The sequence below is a fragment of the Bradyrhizobium sp. 62 genome (genome assembly GCF_023073035.1).
In the GTDB taxonomy this organism is placed as follows: Bacteria; Pseudomonadota; Alphaproteobacteria; order Rhizobiales; family Xanthobacteraceae; genus Bradyrhizobium.
This window is the reverse complement of record NZ_JADPIT010000011.1, coordinates 19,334-36,069: the sequence shown is the minus strand read 5'-3', so window position 1 is coordinate 36,069 and position 16,736 is coordinate 19,334. Positions and strand designations below refer to the sequence as shown.

Annotated in this window: 13 protein-coding genes; 5 read left to right on the top strand and 8 right to left on the bottom strand. The window is 56.6% G+C overall.

What is annotated here, in order from left to right; all coding sequences use genetic code 11:
- Window positions 1-112: 112 nt before the first annotated feature.
- Both IVB47_RS06895 and IVB47_RS06890 read left to right on the top strand, forming a co-directional pair.
- Complete coding sequence (locus tag IVB47_RS06895) at window positions 113-658, top strand: hypothetical protein (protein ID WP_247460644.1); 546 nt, start codon at window positions 113-115, stop codon at window positions 656-658.
- Between the two features lie 816 nt (window positions 659-1,474).
- Window positions 1,475-2,755, top strand: coding sequence for a hypothetical protein (locus tag IVB47_RS06890; RefSeq protein WP_247460642.1), 1,281 nt, complete (start codon window positions 1,475-1,477; stop codon window positions 2,753-2,755).
- Window positions 2,756-3,497: 742 nt separating this feature from the next.
- On the opposite strand, the gene IVB47_RS06885 is transcribed toward IVB47_RS06890, so the two are convergent.
- From IVB47_RS06885 to IVB47_RS06860, 6 genes are all read right to left on the bottom strand, one after another.
- Window positions 3,498-4,634 (bottom strand): glycosyltransferase family 1 protein, encoded by a 1,137-nt coding sequence (locus IVB47_RS06885; protein WP_247460641.1) that lies wholly within the window; start codon window positions 4,632-4,634, stop codon window positions 3,498-3,500.
- Window positions 4,631-5,917 (bottom strand): DegT/DnrJ/EryC1/StrS family aminotransferase, encoded by a 1,287-nt coding sequence (locus IVB47_RS06880; RefSeq protein ID WP_247460639.1) that lies wholly within the window; start codon window positions 5,915-5,917, stop codon window positions 4,631-4,633. Before IVB47_RS06880 ends, IVB47_RS06885 begins: the two co-directional genes overlap by 4 nt.
- A gap of 15 nt (window positions 5,918-5,932) precedes the next feature.
- On the bottom strand, window positions 5,933-6,784 hold the full coding sequence (locus tag IVB47_RS06875; RefSeq protein WP_247460637.1) for a class I SAM-dependent methyltransferase: 852 nt from the start codon (window positions 6,782-6,784) through the stop codon (window positions 5,933-5,935).
- A 91-nt stretch (window positions 6,785-6,875) separates the two neighbouring features.
- On the bottom strand, window positions 6,876-7,553 hold the full coding sequence (locus IVB47_RS06870) for a DUF268 domain-containing protein (protein WP_247460635.1): 678 nt from the start codon (window positions 7,551-7,553) through the stop codon (window positions 6,876-6,878).
- Window positions 7,554-7,642: 89 nt separating this feature from the next.
- The gene (locus tag IVB47_RS06865; protein WP_247460633.1) at window positions 7,643-8,755 is read right to left on the bottom strand and encodes a DegT/DnrJ/EryC1/StrS family aminotransferase; all 1,113 of its coding nucleotides are present in this window, start codon (window positions 8,753-8,755) and stop codon (window positions 7,643-7,645) included.
- Between the two features lie 46 nt (window positions 8,756-8,801).
- Window positions 8,802-9,884 carry a glycosyltransferase gene (locus IVB47_RS06860; protein WP_247460631.1) on the bottom strand — a complete coding sequence of 361 codons (1,083 nt, stop codon included), beginning with the start codon at window positions 9,882-9,884 and terminating at the stop codon, window positions 8,802-8,804.
- A gap of 417 nt (window positions 9,885-10,301) precedes the next feature.
- Here IVB47_RS06860 and IVB47_RS06855 point away from each other — a divergent pair, with 417 nt between their 5' ends.
- Window positions 10,302-11,333, top strand: a complete 1,032-nt coding sequence (locus tag IVB47_RS06855) for a methyltransferase domain-containing protein (protein WP_247460628.1) — start codon at window positions 10,302-10,304, stop codon at window positions 11,331-11,333.
- A gap of 151 nt (window positions 11,334-11,484) precedes the next feature.
- Here IVB47_RS06855 and IVB47_RS06850 read toward each other — a convergent pair whose 3' ends face one another.
- Together IVB47_RS06850 and IVB47_RS06845 are read right to left on the bottom strand one after the other, a co-directional pair.
- Window positions 11,485-13,008: a hypothetical protein gene (locus tag IVB47_RS06850; RefSeq protein ID WP_247460626.1), complete on the bottom strand. Its 1,524-nt coding sequence runs from the start codon at window positions 13,006-13,008 to the stop codon at window positions 11,485-11,487.
- A gap of 54 nt (window positions 13,009-13,062) precedes the next feature.
- Window positions 13,063-13,650, bottom strand: a complete 588-nt coding sequence (locus tag IVB47_RS06845; RefSeq protein WP_247460623.1) for a TylF/MycF family methyltransferase — start codon at window positions 13,648-13,650, stop codon at window positions 13,063-13,065.
- Window positions 13,651-13,828: 178 nt separating this feature from the next.
- Between IVB47_RS06845 and IVB47_RS06840 the strand changes: the two genes are divergently transcribed.
- Together IVB47_RS06840 and IVB47_RS06835 are read left to right on the top strand one after the other, a co-directional pair.
- A complete protein-coding gene (locus IVB47_RS06840; RefSeq protein ID WP_247460621.1) occupies window positions 13,829-15,223 on the top strand; it encodes a hypothetical protein in 1,395 nt (464 codons plus the stop codon).
- Between the two features lie 15 nt (window positions 15,224-15,238).
- Entirely contained in the window at window positions 15,239-16,687 is a 1,449-nt protein-coding gene (locus IVB47_RS06835) for a MaoC/PaaZ C-terminal domain-containing protein (protein WP_247460619.1), read from the top strand.
- The last annotated feature ends 49 nt before the right edge of the window (window positions 16,688-16,736 follow it).

Here is a 16,736-nt window from a genome sequence, read left to right as displayed (position 1 = left end):
ATGGCGTCGAGACGGCGCGCGTGATGGGCCGCCTCTATGCGGCGTCACGACTTTACGTCAACTTCTTCCAGCCGTCGTTCAAGCTGAAGGAGAAGCGCCGCGAAGGGCTAAAGTGATCAAGCGCTATCATCCCCCATCGACGCCCTACGAGCGTGCATTAGCGCATCCCAAAGTGACCACTGCCGTGAAGAAACGGCTGCGCGATCAGTATCGCTCGCTCGATCCGGTCGCGCTGTTGGCCGAGATTCGCGCAACCCAGGACGAACGCGGCAATCGCGTCGATCGTCGTGCCGGACAGGCGCGCGGCCTGCGTTCCGCTCACACGAGCAACGCGCCGGTGACCGCGGCGACGTTCGCGAAGACGCTCGGCAAGAGGGTGACCGCCGGCGAGCCGCGTGCCACGCGCCGGCGGACTTGTCGGCTCTATAAAACCAGGGCTCGCATGCCCGTCCAAGCTCGACCCACATATGCTGCTATCGAGGACTGGCTCGCGGAGCAGCCGCAACTGACGGCGCTCGCAATCGTCGGTCGGCTGAGCGAAACTCACCCCGAGGAGTTCGGGGCGGGACAGCATTCGATCGTGCAGCGCCTGCTAAGGCCGCTTAGACAGCAGACTGCCGAGCAGTTGGTCGCGGAGCGGCCGCTTGCGGATGCCTAGGCCACCGCTTCATCCCCGGGGTTGTGGACGGCTCGGGCTATGTAGGGCCCGACCCGCCCACAGCCCCTTTCGTCGAGCAAGCCGGGAAAGCTGCCTGGCGCGGCCGATCAGTCGACCTCGCATCCGTGCCATCACGGTAACATTTGCTGATGCGGCAATACGAGGGTCAAAATTGGCCGCCGAGCTATCGGTACGGTCGACAGGCGTTTCGTTTACAATTTTAGCGCCCTGTTGTGATTTAGAAGGGCAACTTTGCGAGCCCTTCGCAGAATCTCGCGCCTATCGCTTCCATTGCGATTCGGAGCGCTAAGGGCTCGACGGTCGGTGCTGTCGGTTGAGAATTTCTGTTCTGCCGTGGCAACTGCACTGGTCAATCCGCGCGCCCGCGGTGAGACCTTCATATCGGATTCGATGCCGCTTACAGTTTCCGATGTGATTACGCGTTATCGAGCTAGCCTGAACCGACCTCCTCGGTTAATATCAGTTCCCGAACGATGCGTAAGGTACTTATTAAGGCCGGCGGTCAAAGTTCGATTTGGCACCGAATTGGCTGCCCGCTGATTGCGAGGCCTAGAAAACTGCTCGCACTGGGTTGCACACCTTCTTGAATGAACCGCCAATGCGGTCCAGGGTTGCCGAGGGCGAATCGTTCCGGTGAAGTTCAACCTTTGATCGTTCTACCTGTAGCATCGTCCGGATGCTTCAGCGCGCTGAACGCTCCCCTGAAATCCTGCCTAGGCGAGCATGAGCGAAGTGTCTGACAGACCCCTGAGTTTTCCGGTGCGGTCGCGCGTCCAACTCTGGCTAGGCACACTATTGGGCCTCCACATCGTCGCGTGCTGCCTGTCGCTGATCTTCGTCGCCGATTTTTACGCATATCTTAAATTGATTATGTTCGACACGACGCGCCTCTACGGCGCCATCATGATGGTTGCGCCGTTTGCAGCTGCCTCTGCGCTATTCGTGTTTGCCCGCTTCAGCTTCGGCTATTTTGTGGGGTTCTATCTCTACACGATGGTTCTCGGGTATCTTTGGCTCGCCGAATTTTCGCTATTCCGATACGATCATCTCTTATGCGCCATTTCGGCTTTTTCCTGCGCGTCGGCATTCCTCGCGCCGGCGCTATTCCTGACGTCGCCAATCAAGCGAAGGCTGGTATTGTCAGAGCCAGCGCTCGATCGCTTGTTGTCATTCATACTCGTATTAGGGACGGCGGTCGTCATAACCGGCGCCACCTACAATTTTAGATTTGTCGGCCTCGCTGAAATGTACAGCGCTCGCAGCGAACTCGACCTTCCCGCCTTTATGAGATACGCAATCGGCATAACCCCGAACGCGCTGCTGCCTTTCGCATTTGCATGCTTCGTGACCCGCCGAAATCACCGACGTGCCGCCGCAGCGCTGCTGCTGATGCTGCTGTGTTACCCGATCGCACTCACAAAACTGACGTTCCTTGCGCCGTTCTGGCTGCTGCTTCTCACATTGCTATCCAGGTTTAACCCTCGCATTGCAGTGGTGCTGTCACTATTTCTTCCGCTGTCGACCGGTCTGGCCTTGTCCGCTCTGTACAAGTCGGGAGCGATTTCCTACCAACATTTTATAGGGTGGTTCGGGTCAATAAACTTTAGGATGATTGCCTTTCCTTCTGCCGCTATTGATGTGTACAACGATTTTTTTTCGAGGCATGACTACACGTATTTCTGCCAAATTTCGTTTTTGAAGCCATTCGTCCAATGCCCTTACAGCGACCCGCTGTCGATCGTGATGGCAAAGAACTATCAACTGGGAAACTTAAACGCCTCTTTATTTGCGACGGAAGGCATTGCGTCTGTCGGTCCGCTTTTGGCGCCATTCGCCGTCCTCGCATGCGGCTTTGTAGTCGCCCTGGGAAATCGTCTGTCCGCAGGCTTACCCCCAAGTTTTGTTCTGTTATCGGGCGGGGTTTTTCCGCAGTTGCTTTTAAACGTGCCCCTTACAACGACCTTACTGACGAACGGGGCCGCGCTTCTCTTCCTACTGTGGTACGTAACGCCACGCACAATGTTCGAACATGGCGCCGGTAGTTCTCTCGAACTAGAATCAACAAACAACTATTGAATTTTTGTCTCAAGCTATACATTCGCCGCTGAAGGTGAGCGTTTTGACCGGGTCAATCGTCAAGCGACCGAAGAATATCGCCGGTGCAATATTTCCATCTGCCCCCCTGATGTAGTATTAATCTCGTGTCTCACACGTTCAACTGCCAAGGATGGGCACAATCGTGGCAACGGTTGACACAGTACGATTGCGATCATGCCGCCTCCTATGCACGTCATAAGCTATTCGCTCATGGATTCCCATCGTTCACGGACCCGAAAGCAGGCTCAGCTCATACCTCGCGACGTCCACGATGGCTTCCACCAACGAAAGGCAGAAGCGTCTCCGAGAGAGTGCTTGGGCCTTCGAGAGCAAAGCTCCAAATCGATCGCCTAGGCGCTGCTCATTGACGACCGCGACGCATTAGCGCACCAGCGGAAGTTAGCCGATGTACGTAGTGCGAGCTGCCTCGTAGGATCGCCCTGGCAATCAGTCCAGGAAGAACGCCTTGAAACCGAAAGCCAAGATCAAGAGAAGACTGGGGAAGAGGACACTCGAAGTTGCCGAACAATCCGATCGCTCAGGAGGCGCTTCGTCCACATATTACGTCCCATGGTGGACCACGGCGAAGGCGAAAAGGGAAACGTTGCAACCCTGCACAAATCAGCGAATGAAGGATCGACGGCGAAACAATCCGTGCTTGCGATCAGGAGTTTCAGCTCCGCCGAAGCAACTGTTTTGGCTGACCCACGCGCGCAAGATTCTAGTCAGCTCTGATGACCTTCGCGTTTGCGATTTGTGTCAACAAATTCTGCAATCGACTGCAATAGGTTTGCGGCGTCATTGACGCGATTCTATCGCGCCCCAGCGCTCCTAGCCTCTTCGCAAGTCCCGGGTCATGGGCAAGTTTTAATATACTTTCAGCTATGGAAGAACTTGAAAAAGGGTCAAACTGCAAAGCCGCGCTTCCCACTTGCTCCGGAATCGAAAGGATATTGGAGGCTGCGACTGGCGTGCCCGCCTCAAACGCTTCATAAATGGGTATACTGACGCTTTCGAACAAGGATGGCATCACAAGTGCGGCCGCAAGATGGTAGATCGCCTGCAAATCGGACTGCTCAATGTAGCCCAGATGCAAAATATTGCCTTCGAGGCCGGCTTCCCCGACCGCTCTCATCACGACCTCATAGTCATCGCGTTTTTTCCCGGTCAAGACCAGTTTCAATTCAGGCGCCTTGGCGACGACCTGCTTGAATGCATCGATAAGGCGGAGATGATTCTTGTGCGGCCAAAACTGCGCGGGGTACAATATAAAGCGATCCGGCAAACGAAGGCGACCACGGACCTCTTCAAGTTCCGCTGCGTCGAACTCCGCGGTCCTCTGCCGCAACGGCGGAGCTGCGATAACCGCAACGCATTCATCCCGCACGCCAAAGAAACGGACGATGTCCGATTTCACGTATTCCGACTCGCAGATGATGCGCCCTGCCCTGCGGGACAGGCAAACATGGACCCTGCGGCGCCAGAGTCTTTGTGCCCAGGAAAAATTCTGCGGATAGTAGAACTCCTGCAGATCGTGCAGTGTGTAGACAAATGGTTTCGCGGTCTGGAGCAGAGCCAGAGAATAGATCGGAGCGATCAGGATATCTTCGTCAACAAACGGATCTTCCAGTTTCAGGCCCAGCGCATCGGCCGCCAGGTAACTCAATTGCTTCCAGCGGGGCTCGGTGAATTTGCGAATTGGATACCCCAGCTTCACGAGATCCTTGTTCGAAGGGTCGGCATAAAGCGTAATTTCATAGGCCTGCGTGTGGCGGAGCGCTTCCAGCATCGACAGCGAATATTGGTATGTTCCTCCGAGGTCCGGCGCCGACAGCACCACAACGCCAAGTTTTGTCAAGCAGCTCTCCCTTTTGTCAGGGAGCGGAGAACCGACTCCAGGTGCTTGCGGTTGCCAAGCGAAAGAAAGTTCATCTTGCCGAGGCCAACGCCGTCATGCGCATATACCCGCTCGGCTGCCGGAAACGGCCCATCGTTGTTTTTTCCGACGCGATCGATATCGCCGCGTAAAATCCAATCCCGCCATCCTCCGGAACGGAAGAAAGAAAGGCCATTGATGAGTTCGAAGTTGGCATGCCAATTGGCGACGCCGTTTCTCGTCAATTCCGCCATCAGCTCCGTCTTGCCAAAGCCCAGCGACGCCGCGTCGACGCGCAGGACGGCCTGGGTGAAGCCGCAACTCGAAACCGAGTCGGCCATGCCAAGCACGAGCGACAGGCCCGGAAAATCTTCAAGGAAGATCTGAAATTCGCCGACTGCGTCGCGCACCTCCTTCAGGTGCCTTGGATACCCGCGCAACTGTTCGCGGGCGACGCCGGCAAGAATCTCGGACATGCGGCCGTTCCACGCCAACTGTGTTGCGTCACGAACGCCAAATTCGATGGTACGATCGCCCCAGTGACGCAGCGACCTGAGTTCCCGCGCGAGCGTTTCGTCATGGGTGACGATCATCCCTCCCTCGCCGGTTTGAATCGGCTTGATGCACCCGAACGAAAACACGCCGACATCGCCCCAGGAGCCAGCAGGTCTTCCGTCCACGACGGCACCAAGGCCGAGGCAAGCATCTTCGATCAACTTAAGGCTGTGCTCGCGCGCCAACGTCCGCAGCGCGGAGACATTCTCGGGATTTCCCCACATGTGGGTGGCAATCAATGCCCGCGTGTGTGGCCCGATCCGACGCTGGACGTCGGAACAGTCGAGCATGAACGTGGAATCCGAGATATCCGCAAAAACGGGTGTAACACCCGCGTTCATCACGGCCATCGCCGTCGCAGAACAGGTGTCGACCTGATGGATCGCCTCGTCGCCCGGTTTTAGCCCCATGGCGCGCAGCGACATTTGCAACGCCACACCTCCGCTCGCGACCGCAATCGCATGGCGGGCGCCAACAGCTTCAGCGAAATCATTTTCGAGGCGCTCGTGCGCGAGCCCCCGTCCGTAGGCCATGTTCCACTGCGAGCTTCGCAGGATTTCCGTGACAGCGCCTACCTCATTGGCCAAGGTACGAGGATAGACGCCGAACACTCCCCCCATGAAGCGCTTGGCCAATCGCACCAGCAAATCGTAAGCGGGTGGAAATCGCTCGCGAAGCAATACGACAAGGGGAAGAAGGCGCTGGAGCATTGTTTCGATCGACCGCTATGAGGCCAAAGCGACGAAAGAGTAAAGTCGCCCCGGGCGGTTTGATCGTTTCAACTGCCACATGCCAAGTCTGAAAACGGTAGATTCCGGCAAAATCGAACTGAGGATTCTACCCGGCACCGATTTGCAGATCTTGGCAGCAAGAAGCTCCGGCGTATTGGGGTGCAGATTGATCGGTGAATCGTAAGGTCCGATTTCCTCAATGATGCGAAGTCTTGCATCCACGAAAGCTGCACGATAGTCGGACAGTGTGAACGCGTTCTCCCCGCCATAAAGCTGATGATCCACCTGGGCGTCGAGAAAATCCTGTAAACTGGATTCATAGTCGTCGACCACATGCTCGCGGCATCCCAACAGCAGGCCGCCAGGACGCAGTACACGCGCATACTCGGCCAGCATGGCCTTCAAATCCATGGCGTGATGAAGGCCCTGCCTGACATAGACCACGTCGAAGCTGTCAGAGGCGAACGGCAGATTCTCGCCAAACGCATCAACAATCCTGGCCTCGAGGTTTTCTGACGACAAGGATGTGGCAATCGCACTACGACCAACTGAATCCGAAGGATCCGGTTCAACCGCGACCACCTTGAAGCCCGCACGCGCGAATGCAAAAGCAGCGATGCCATTACCGCTTGGAACATCGAGGACGTCGCGCGCGTCGGACCTATGAGTGCGGATTAAATTGAGAACTTCGGCAAATTCGGCGCTTTCAGCAAAGCGCCGGCAATTATCGTGCAAATCAGCCGTCAAGTATGCATTGTGAATCAGCTCACGATGCTGCGGATCTTTTCGAAGGATAGCGATCGCCTCTTCCCAGCTATAGTGGGCTGCTTTTTTGTCCTGTAACATCAAGGCACCGATTTAAAGTTGTATTTATCCGAGATGAGTAGGGTTCGTGCTCAATCCCTCATTCCTGGTCGTGGTCGCCTCTCGTGGATTATCAGGAATTTCGAACAAACGCACAGAAGACAACCCGATAGTCACGTTTCTCGATGATGGGAAGCTGTTCCGGCGTCAGGAATCTTTTCGAGGCGTCGCCGGTGGGGTGAACTTTCGGCGAGGACCAATTGTCAGCCACTGCATCCGCGAGGCGCCAGCCCCTGAACACGCGCTGGATTGTTTCCAGATCCAGGCACCAATGGTTGTTGAACATGAGTATGTTGGGGCCAAGCGCCATGCTCAAAAAGAGCTCGGCGTCATCCGACATGACGCGACCAAGCTCCGATACAAGATTTGGCAAGGCGTTTGCGTCGATGCGGTCTCCATACCGCCCCAATCCGATGAGTTGCAGCGCCGCGGCCGATGTAAAACAGTCGAACGATCCCGCCGCAAACGGCAACGGTTGCGTCACATCGTGCTCGACGTATTTGACGGCGCTGAACCTGTCAGAGCAGTCAGCGAGAACAACCGCCGTCAAGTCGTGCGAGGTGGAAAGGATTGCATTCTGTGTCTTGGGGCTGCCGATGTCGAGTATTCGACGACGTCGATCTGTGCGCGCAAGCTTCTCGGCCAACCAGTAGCCAAAGGCGTCGTAGTGCGTGAAGAATTCCGTCGGATCCGCCGACGCATCGCCAACAACGTGCGCAGGCAATCCTCGCAACGGGCTGTCCGCCGACATCGAACTTTGATACGCGCGAAGTTCGGATCGCATCGAGAACGATTTTAGCTTTCGGGCTATTCGATTCAAGATTGGCGGTGGCGCATCCTTCATCTCTGGTCAACGTCCGCAAGCAGTTCGTTGACGACGCCGCCGATGCGCTCGACATCCTTTTTGCTGAGGCCGACAAAGCATGGCAGATTGAGGCCTGATTGCGCCTTCCGCGCCGCAACGGGCAATGGCTTCTGCTGGTACATCGGCATCGATGACATCGTGCAGAAGTACGGACGAGAATCGATACCCCGCTGCTTCAGCTTCCCCATGAATGCTTCGCGTCGCGCCTCGTTGAACCCGTCGACTTCCAAACACACCATCCAGAAAGCGCTGGCTGCCCAGTTCTTGACGCGGTTCAGGCGAACGGTTTCGCTTGAAGGAATGGCCGAACGATACCACGCCATGATTTCGTCACGACCCTTCAGGAAATCATCGATGCGCTCCATTTGCGCGACACCCAATGCAGCCTGCAGATTTGTCATGCGGTAGTTGTACCCGCGCTCGTCATGGAAGTAGCGGCGTTCGGGGGACATCGCGTGATCCCGCAGCCGTTTTGCCCGCTGGTAAAAAGCGCGATCATTGGTCGTCAGCATGCCCCCCTCGCCGGTGGTCACGACCTTGTTTCCATAAAAGCTGAATACGCCACACTGACTTAATCCCCCAACCCGCCGTCCCTTGTATTCGGCACCGTGGGCCTCGGCAGCGTCTTCGATGACGGCAATACCGCGGGGCTTCGCGATCGCGGCAAGCGCGTCCATGTCTGCCGGATGCCCATAAAGATGAACTGGCATGATTACTCTGGTGCGCTCCGTCACCAGGGACTCGACCGATGCTGGATCCATGCAGAGCGTATCGGGATCGATATCAGCGAGAACGGGAGACGCGCCGGTATATGCTACGGCGTTAGCCGTCGCGACAAATGTCAGATCCGGTATGATCACCTCGTCGCCAGGCCCAAGGCCAAGTGTCACCAGGGCCAAATGAAGACCGGTCGTGCCGTTGCTCACCGCCAGCGCAAATTCAGTCCCGCAGTATCGCGCAAACGCGGCTTCGAACTCATCGATATATTTTCCAATGGAAGATACCCAGCCGGAATCTACCGCATCGAGGACAAGCTCCCGTTCTCGTGCGCCGATTGAGGGTTGTGAAATCGGAATATAACTATCCATCTGACGCTCGTTCTCTTTCGCGCTTGTCGAAGTGACTAGAAGCCCATCAAAGTAGTTCTTGAAATCGCAGCCACTGGATCTCCTTGGAATACCTGGTGGATACCATTTTATGACCTTCGCGCGCAATGGCTCTGCGTTGATCGTGATCTGCCAGCAGCCGCCGAATTTGCGCAACCGCGTCAGTGGCAGAGTCGTAGGTAAGCAACGTGTTGCCCGGAACCATGCCATCCGGATATCTCCCGTCGTCGGAGAGCAGTAGCGCACCGCAGCCCATGCCCTCGAAGCAGCGCATGTTGCCACGGTCGTTTCCAGCCATATCGATCGCGCCGTTGAGAACGATCTTGGCTCGAGACAGCGCGTAATAGAGATCGAGACCGAATGCCGGCAACTTTGAAACGGAGCGGACGTCTTGTGGTCGACGATGCCGCGCCAGCGGCGGCAGGAATCCGATGGGTGACTCGGCAAGTCGAGACAATCGCGACGGATCGAGGTGAAATACAATCTTGAACTGGTCTGCCAACCCTGCAACTGAATTCAATATTTCCGCACGACGCAAATGATGGCGCGAATAGCCGCCAACAAAAATCACGTCGATCGGACGTTCGCTGTTATCGGCAAACGGATCCATCGCCGGATCGTGCGCCGGTGCAAAATAAGCCGTTCTGTAGCCGCGCTGGCTTAGATCAGCCAATATGGCGGGGAAGTTACAGACGACCAAATCGTACTTCGAGAAGTCGACGTTGCCCGATGGCGCGGCGCGCCACGCAATGGTTTTCTTGACACAGCCCGGCAGCCGCGCCAGGAACCCATTCTCAAGACGAACGGGATCGATATTGTAAAAGATGTCGGTGCGATGGGACTCGATTTGCGCCAGCAGGATATCCTCCAACGACGCGCTTTTCGCCATTCCGGCTTCGCGCGCCCAGGCGCGCTGGAGGTCATCGTCGTCCCAATTTGTGAAAAATGCATCCGGATCTGCGCGAATGACCGGAAGCAAAATATGCGAGGCTCCGTACCTGTCGGCAAAGAAAACCTCAATCTGCTGCCTGAAAGTCGCGGCATTGGTGGCCAACCGTCGCAAGCGCGGCCGATAGGACGGATAGTAGCAAAAACTTTGGAATACTCTCATCCTAAGGGATCTCGCATGGCCCATATCGCGATTGCTGGGCACCCTGGAAAGCGAGAAATCGCATCCGCCAATAACAGCCGTGATCTGTCGGCAGGTACCAGCCTCACAGATAAATGTCGATAGTCGCTGGGGCGCTGTTCGACCCACGCAATGAAGATCTGGAGCTGGTCGACAGTTCCGACGACGGGACCGCGCGGCGGGGCCGATTTCAATGATCGTCGATGGCGAACTGCAAGAACCAGCTTTGGGCTGACAAAGGCATTAACATAAGGACGGGTCCAAGATTGTCTTGAATTGTGTCGCACATCCATGCTTTTACTGATCGCAGAACGCTCAAAGAGCTTGACACTATTGGCGAAAATGATAGCTGCCGCGATTTTCCATTGATCCAAATCCGCGCCGGTCTAAGGACTTCCGATGAATATTTCTGGCCTCGTATGTCCCATCACCAAGCGACCGCTGACGGCGCTCAGCGGTGATCATTTGGCGGTCGCCGATGGCACGATTTCCTATCCCGTAAAGGACGACATCCCGATCCTGCTTGGACCCGAGGCCGTCACCGAACAAGCGCCGTGGTCACGTAATCTCAGGGCGCCCCAGTATGACGAAGCCTATAAGGAGATGGAATTCTACAACTTGGCTGGGTACGAACACGCCAAGCAAATTCGAGAAACCGGATCCCTCGACACCAGCGACTCGGCAGCGCTTCGCCATCTAGGCTCGATCGCCAAACTTTCTGAAGCAGAGCGAGGACCATTCCCGGACTCCGACCTGTGGTACTGCGAAACGATCGATGTCGCTGCAGAACGTGACTGTTATCGTCACATTGGATCGGTCAGAGGAAAGCGCGTCATCCAGATCGGCGGCAAGGGCTCGGTTGCCGTCCTGCTTCTGCTGGCCGGCGCCGCGGAATCAATTCTCCTTACGCCCATGCACGGTGAGGCGAGCGTCGCCAACGCGTTGGCAAGCCTGCTCGGACTTGAGGACCGGCTTCGCTGCATCGTCGGCATTGCCGAGGAAATTCCGATTGAAGACTCGTATCTGGATGTGTGTTACGTCGGCGGCTGCGTGCACCACATGCGCACCGAGATCGCGTTTTTGGAGATCGCGAGAATTCTGAAACCAGGCGGCAAGTTCGCCGCTATCGAACCCTGGCGAGCTCCCGGCTATACTTGGGGAACAAAAATATTCGGAAAGCGCGAGCCAAACGCTTATTGTTCGCCGCTCGACAAAGCCCGCGTATCCCCGATTTTCCGCGCTTTCAGCAATGCTGAATGTATTCAACACGGAACTTTGACGCGCTATCCTTCCATTGTGGCCCAAAAAGCGGGTATCGTGCTTTCAGTTCCGCAGGCCACTTGGGTTGCCGATATCGACGACGCGATATGCAATTGCATCCCGTTTGCCAGAAAGCTCGGCAGCGGCGTCGCCTTGCTCGCCACGAAGTAGCGGACGCTCCTCACCGAGCATATCATCAAGACAATCTATTTTAGACCAGCGCTTCGTCACGCCGACACAGGTCCCCCGGCTTGCTTTAAAAGCCAGGGCTCACCAGCACTATCCCATTCATCAGGCGTGGCTAAGCGCCAGAAATCGGCTGTTAGTGGGGAATCGCGTCCACTAACTTGTCGCGAAGCGGTTTGTGCATCAGCGGGCTTGCGAGCATAGCGACTGCCGCCAGCCATAGCGCGCACTCCGTCAGGAAATGTCCAATTCCCGCTCCAGGCAGCAAATAGCGAATCGCCTCGCCGATGCCGAATCCACCCGAGACGACCGTTACCATCGTCACGATCAGGAGCAAGGTGTGTCGTACCGGGCGTGTCAAGGTTTCGTGCACAATGATGATAAATAGAACGCCAACTTGGGCAACTAGATCGCTCGACACCAGGGCAATTGCCGCTCCCAAAGGTCCGAGACGCGGGATCAGCAGGAACGACAGAAACAAAAATATCGCCAGTTGCAGAGACTTGGTCCAAAGCAGCAAGGTCCCGCGGTTGCTGTAGTTGGCGTAGCTGAGGGCCAAAATGGACGGCGCTCCGGCACACATGCCCAAAAGCAGGATGAACGCAAGAGTCGCATCGAAAGGAATGGCGCCATGGGTCCAGATTTCAAAAAAGTCCGGCCAAAACACCAGCGCGCCCGATGTGGTGGCGCTCGCAAATAGCGTAACGAGGATTGATCCCCTGGCATAGAGCCGTTGCAGGCTGTCTCGCGCGCCAATGGCATGATCGTGTCCGAGTTCGGCCGCCAGCGACAACGTCATCTGATGACAAATGCCTCTTAGCAAGCCGACGATTGTGCGCGTCAGTCCCCACTGGGCAATAGCAATGCGATCTGTGACGAAGGCGCCAATCAACAAGACGGAAACATAGGTAAGTCCGATCTCGGCAAAATTCATCACTGCAAAAGGGAAGGAACCAACGAACTGTCCAATCGTCCAGCGCAAGGAGATCCGACGACGAATATCTCTGATAAATGGGAATTGCCGGTGTAGATCGATGAACAGGATGTATATCATCGTCAAAATTTGACCCACAACATATGCTGTGACGACAACCAACAGGCTGCTGGTTGCGACTACTCCAACGAGCTGGCCGAGCTGTCCGAGCGCGGTGCCCCACGCCTGAACCATCACTATTCGTCCATAGAGCCCGCGCGCGCGGTATAGCGAGCCGGCCAAATTCGTCGGCAGTGTCAAAATCTGCCCTAAGGTCATCACCGCAAAAGCAAGGTCGAAATTCGGCTCTCGAGAAAATCCAAGCACGCTCGAAGGTGCAACCAGTTGAACCACCGTCAGGAGCAAAACCGCCATCAGCGCGGTGAACCAGACGAAAAGCCGAAATGTGGCACCGTAATATCGCCTGGTCCGACGGTCGCAATTAATCCGCGATTTGAATGAAAGAAAACGGTTCACCGACCAAGCATGCAAGCCGGCATCAGCGGCAACTACGAGACTACCCGCGGCAAAAATTATCAGCCAGGCGGATAAGGTATCGCTTGTCCAGTATTTCAAAAATATTGGAATGAGAACGATTTGCTGCGTCAGGGCGAGCAACACCTGCACGACGCTGGCTGACCATCCGCCAAAAATACGACGCGCGCGGCTCGAGGTCGGGACCGTCACATGTCCTCGCAGAAATTATTGTCGCAGACCATCTGCCCGGCATTGCTCGGCCAACTACGAGCAAATCTCGATCGCAGTCTTCATGCAATGAGGCATGCGCCCAATCGCGCGCCACTGGCGTCCATACGATCTGTCGTAATCGACAAAGGCCTTGAACTCGTGGCTCATTGAGTAAAAGTCATCAAAGATGATGATCGTACCAGGCTGAAAATATCTATCCAGCATCGTTAGCACGTACAGCGTCGCCGAATAAAGATCGCAGTCGACGTTGATGACCAGCCTGTTCTGCAGTTTTACCCTCTCCAGAAAACCAGGCAGCGTTTTCTGAAACAACCCCTTCACGAACGAAACTCGTGGATCGTCAATGCGGGGCGTCGCGCCATCCGTCGAAAATGTTCCCTTGGGATGCCCTTCTTCCCAATCCTCCGGCAGGCCTTCGAACGTATCGAACCCCACAAAACGACTTTCCGCTGCCTTATTGAGCTTTCGCCATGCATCAATGGCATCCCCCTTCCAGACCCCGAATTCGAGGTAGTCGATCGGATCGTTGCCGACGATCGAAGCAAGATGCTTGTAAAGGTCGAGCCTGACGCCGAACTCCGGGCAGTTCGAGAACCGCTCCCGGCGGACGGCAACAAACACCGCATTGTCGTTTATGCTCTCGGAGAAAGGGACGCCCTTCGGAAAAAGGCGTCCGACTAGATCACGTTTGCTAGACATATGTCCTCATGGCCGATACCTAAGACCAAGCATTATTGTGCGAAGCGGTAGTAGGCAAGAGGCCCTCTATTCCAGCGCCATAAGCTCATAGATTCGAAGGATGCCCGCGAAAGCACAGTTTTACCATCAAAAGGCCGCCGCGGCGAAATTGTTTGCACGCTCAGCCTCATGCGACTTGACCCCGCGCGACCATCCGGTCCCGCTGGCAGGCTATGCTTTGCGCAAGGCGCCGGTCTCGGAGGTCCTCGACCCGATCGAAATGTCAGCGGTGCTGCTGGAATGCTCGGAGGGACGCTGCCTGCTCTTCAGCTTCGATCTCATGATCGTCGGCTCGGAACTTCAAAATATGATCCTCATGAAGCTCGAACGAATGGGATTTAGGGCCGACGAAGTCGTGCTGCTGGCGTCGCACACCCATAATGCTCCCGCTACCGACCGGGCTTGCGAGTCTCTGGGAACGCCGGACCTCGCATTCGTGAACAGCGTCGCCGAAGCGGCGGAAACTCTACTGCGCCAAATTCAACAAGAAGAACCTTCAGAAGTCAGTCTGAGCGTCTCTCAGGGACAGCTGAACCACTCCATCAACCGACGGCGCTATTGGCCGTTTCCGACCATTGGACGAATGCATGGCTTCCAGCTAACGAGCATCGCTTTCTCGCCAAACCCTTCAGGTCCCAAGGACGAGTGGGCGACCGTTATCCTTTTGCGGAAGGCCGACGACCAGCGCGTGCTCGGCGCGATCTGGCACTACACCTGCCACCCGACCGCTGTTATGCCGGACAATGTCATCAGTGCAGACTATCCGGGCGCGGTGCGCCAGGCGCTACGCGAGCGCTTTGGCGATATTCCATGCCTGTTTATACAAGGGTTTTGCGGTAATATCAGACCGAATATCCAAGCTTCCCCGCAAAAGATCGGCTTACGCGAGCGATTTCGCAAACTAATCCGCGTCGTTGCGTTCGGCAATTTATTTCCGACCCTGTCGACCGGAGACTGGATGCGCTGGAGCCGCGGCCTGGCGGCCGGCGTGGGCGACATCGCACAAGGCAATCCCGTCAAAACGTTTTCACCCACACGCCTTCAGACTGGATCAGCCCGAATTCCGCTCGGCGACTTTTTCAAGGGCTCCTTTCCCGACAAGATGCTGGTGGCCCAGGTCATCAGAATTGATCAGGAACTGGAGATTGTGGCATTGTCCGCGGAGCCAAGCGTCGAATGGGAACGCATTCTGGATGAGGCGGTGCCGCCCCGATCCGGGTTGATACGCCTTTATTCAGGATACCTAGGCGCGTTATTCGGCTATCTTCCCACAACAACACAGGTTCCGGAAGGTGGCTACGAAGTCGAGGGATTCCAGCCATTCTTCGGCTTGTCGGGTCATTTTGAGCCCGGCCAGATCGGGCCCGCCGTTGCCGGGTGCGTAAGAAACGCGTTTGAGGATTTGGAGCACCCAAAGCAGCGCTTGGTAGAATCGGCACCCTCGCCAGCGCATTGAGGGAACTGCAGGGCCATGATGAGTGACGAGCAGCTTGCCAGCCGAAGCTTCAGCCTGAACGATCAGATCGCATTCGCCCGGCTCTCGTGGGATTGGAATCCGATGCATCTGGATGAAGCCTTCGCGCGTCGCACCCAGGTGGGTACGCCCGTGGTGCATGGGATTCACAATCTCGCATGGGCGGCAGATGCCGTGCTATTTCGCTTTCCCTTCAAGGTTGCCAATATCCGCGCCCGGTTTCTCCAGCCGCTGTACCTCAACGAGCTTGCATCGGTCCGAATTCGCGATCGCACCGACCGGCAGGTCGAATTTGAGGTCGTCGCCGCAAATACGGTGGTGGCGCTGATCAGGCTTTCATCCGAACCCGGAAAGGCGTTGGCCCGAAGCACACTATTGGCGCCGTCCGTGCCAGCGCAGATTTCACAGCCTGCCGATCTCCGCTTCGACGAGCTCGCCGATCAGACCGGCACGGTAGCGACGGGGGATGGCGACGTCCAATCGCCATTCCCCGCGCTTTCGGAAACGATCGGCATTGCGGCCCTCAAGGCGCTGCTTGCGACTTCTCAAATTGTTGGGATGGCGTGCCCGGGACTGCACTCGCTGTTCTCCGGGCTCAATGTGAATTGCGCTCTGGACACCGAGCGGGATGGCGCGCTCGCCTATGCAGTCAAGAAGGTCGACGCCCGGTTTCGATCACTGCAAATCGACGTTTCGGGCTCGGGCATCGCAGGCCGGCTGGATGCCTTTGCCCGGCCGACTCCGCCGTCCCAGTCAAGCATGACCGAGATATCGTTGCACGTCGCAGGAAGCCCATTCGCCGGACAGAGATCACTCATTGTCGGCGGCTCGCGAGGCCTTGGCGAAGTGACGGCGAAGATCGTCGCTGCCGGCGGCGGACGCCCTCTCATTACTTACAGGGACGGCCAACATGAGGCCGAGCGGGTCTCAGCCGAGATTCTCGGCGCCGGAGGCCAATGCGAGATATTGCGTTACGACGCGCTGATGCCGGCGAGCGAACAACTACAGCAGCTGGGCGCGGTCGATTCCTGCTACTACTTCGCGACCGCGAAAATATTTCAGCGCAAATCCGCACTCTACGAGCCGGACAAGCTGCGCACCTTCATGCGTTTTTATGCCGACGGCTTCTTCGATCTGTGCACCGCCCTGGTTCATGACGGGCCGGCAAAGCTCGCCCTATTCTACCCGTCAACCGTTGCGATCGACGAAGGCGTCAGCACTACAGCGGAATATGCGATGGCGAAAATGGCCGGAGAAATCCTCGCGAAATACCTGAATGAATTCACGAGCAATATTCACATCATCTCCCGCCGCTTGCCCCGCATCCTGACCGATCAAACCGCAACCGTTGGCGTCGCGAGCGCCGACAACGCATTGGACGTGATGCTCCCCATTGTATATGAGGTGCAGCGCACGGCGCGGCCTGAGCCGGCACCGCGCGGCTGAGGTCTTCCGGACCGAAGCGTCATCATGCCCCCGAAATACAGCGCATTAA

What these genes read in the sequence shown, in the direction of transcription:
- IVB47_RS06880 (WP_247460639.1), bottom strand. Translation starts at nt 5,917, where the DNA reads ATGCTCCAGCGCCTTCTTCCCCTTGTCGTATTGCTTCGCGAGCGATTT.
- IVB47_RS06875 (WP_247460637.1), bottom strand. Translation starts at nt 6,784, where the DNA reads ATGTTACAGGACAAAAAAGCAGCCCACTATAGCTGGGAAGAGGCGATC.
- IVB47_RS06870 (WP_247460635.1), bottom strand. Translation starts at nt 7,553, where the DNA reads ATGTCGGCGGACAGCCCGTTGCGAGGATTGCCTGCGCACGTTGTTGGC.
- IVB47_RS06865 (WP_247460633.1), bottom strand. Translation starts at nt 8,755, where the DNA reads ATGGATAGTTATATTCCGATTTCACAACCCTCAATCGGCGCACGAGAA.
- IVB47_RS06860 (WP_247460631.1), bottom strand. Translation starts at nt 9,884, where the DNA reads ATGAGAGTATTCCAAAGTTTTTGCTACTATCCGTCCTATCGGCCGCGC.
- IVB47_RS06855 (WP_247460628.1), top strand. Translation starts at nt 10,302, where the DNA reads ATGAATATTTCTGGCCTCGTATGTCCCATCACCAAGCGACCGCTGACG.
- IVB47_RS06840 (WP_247460621.1), top strand. Translation starts at nt 13,829, where the DNA reads ATGCCCGCGAAAGCACAGTTTTACCATCAAAAGGCCGCCGCGGCGAAA.
- IVB47_RS06835 (WP_247460619.1), top strand. Translation starts at nt 15,239, where the DNA reads ATGATGAGTGACGAGCAGCTTGCCAGCCGAAGCTTCAGCCTGAACGAT.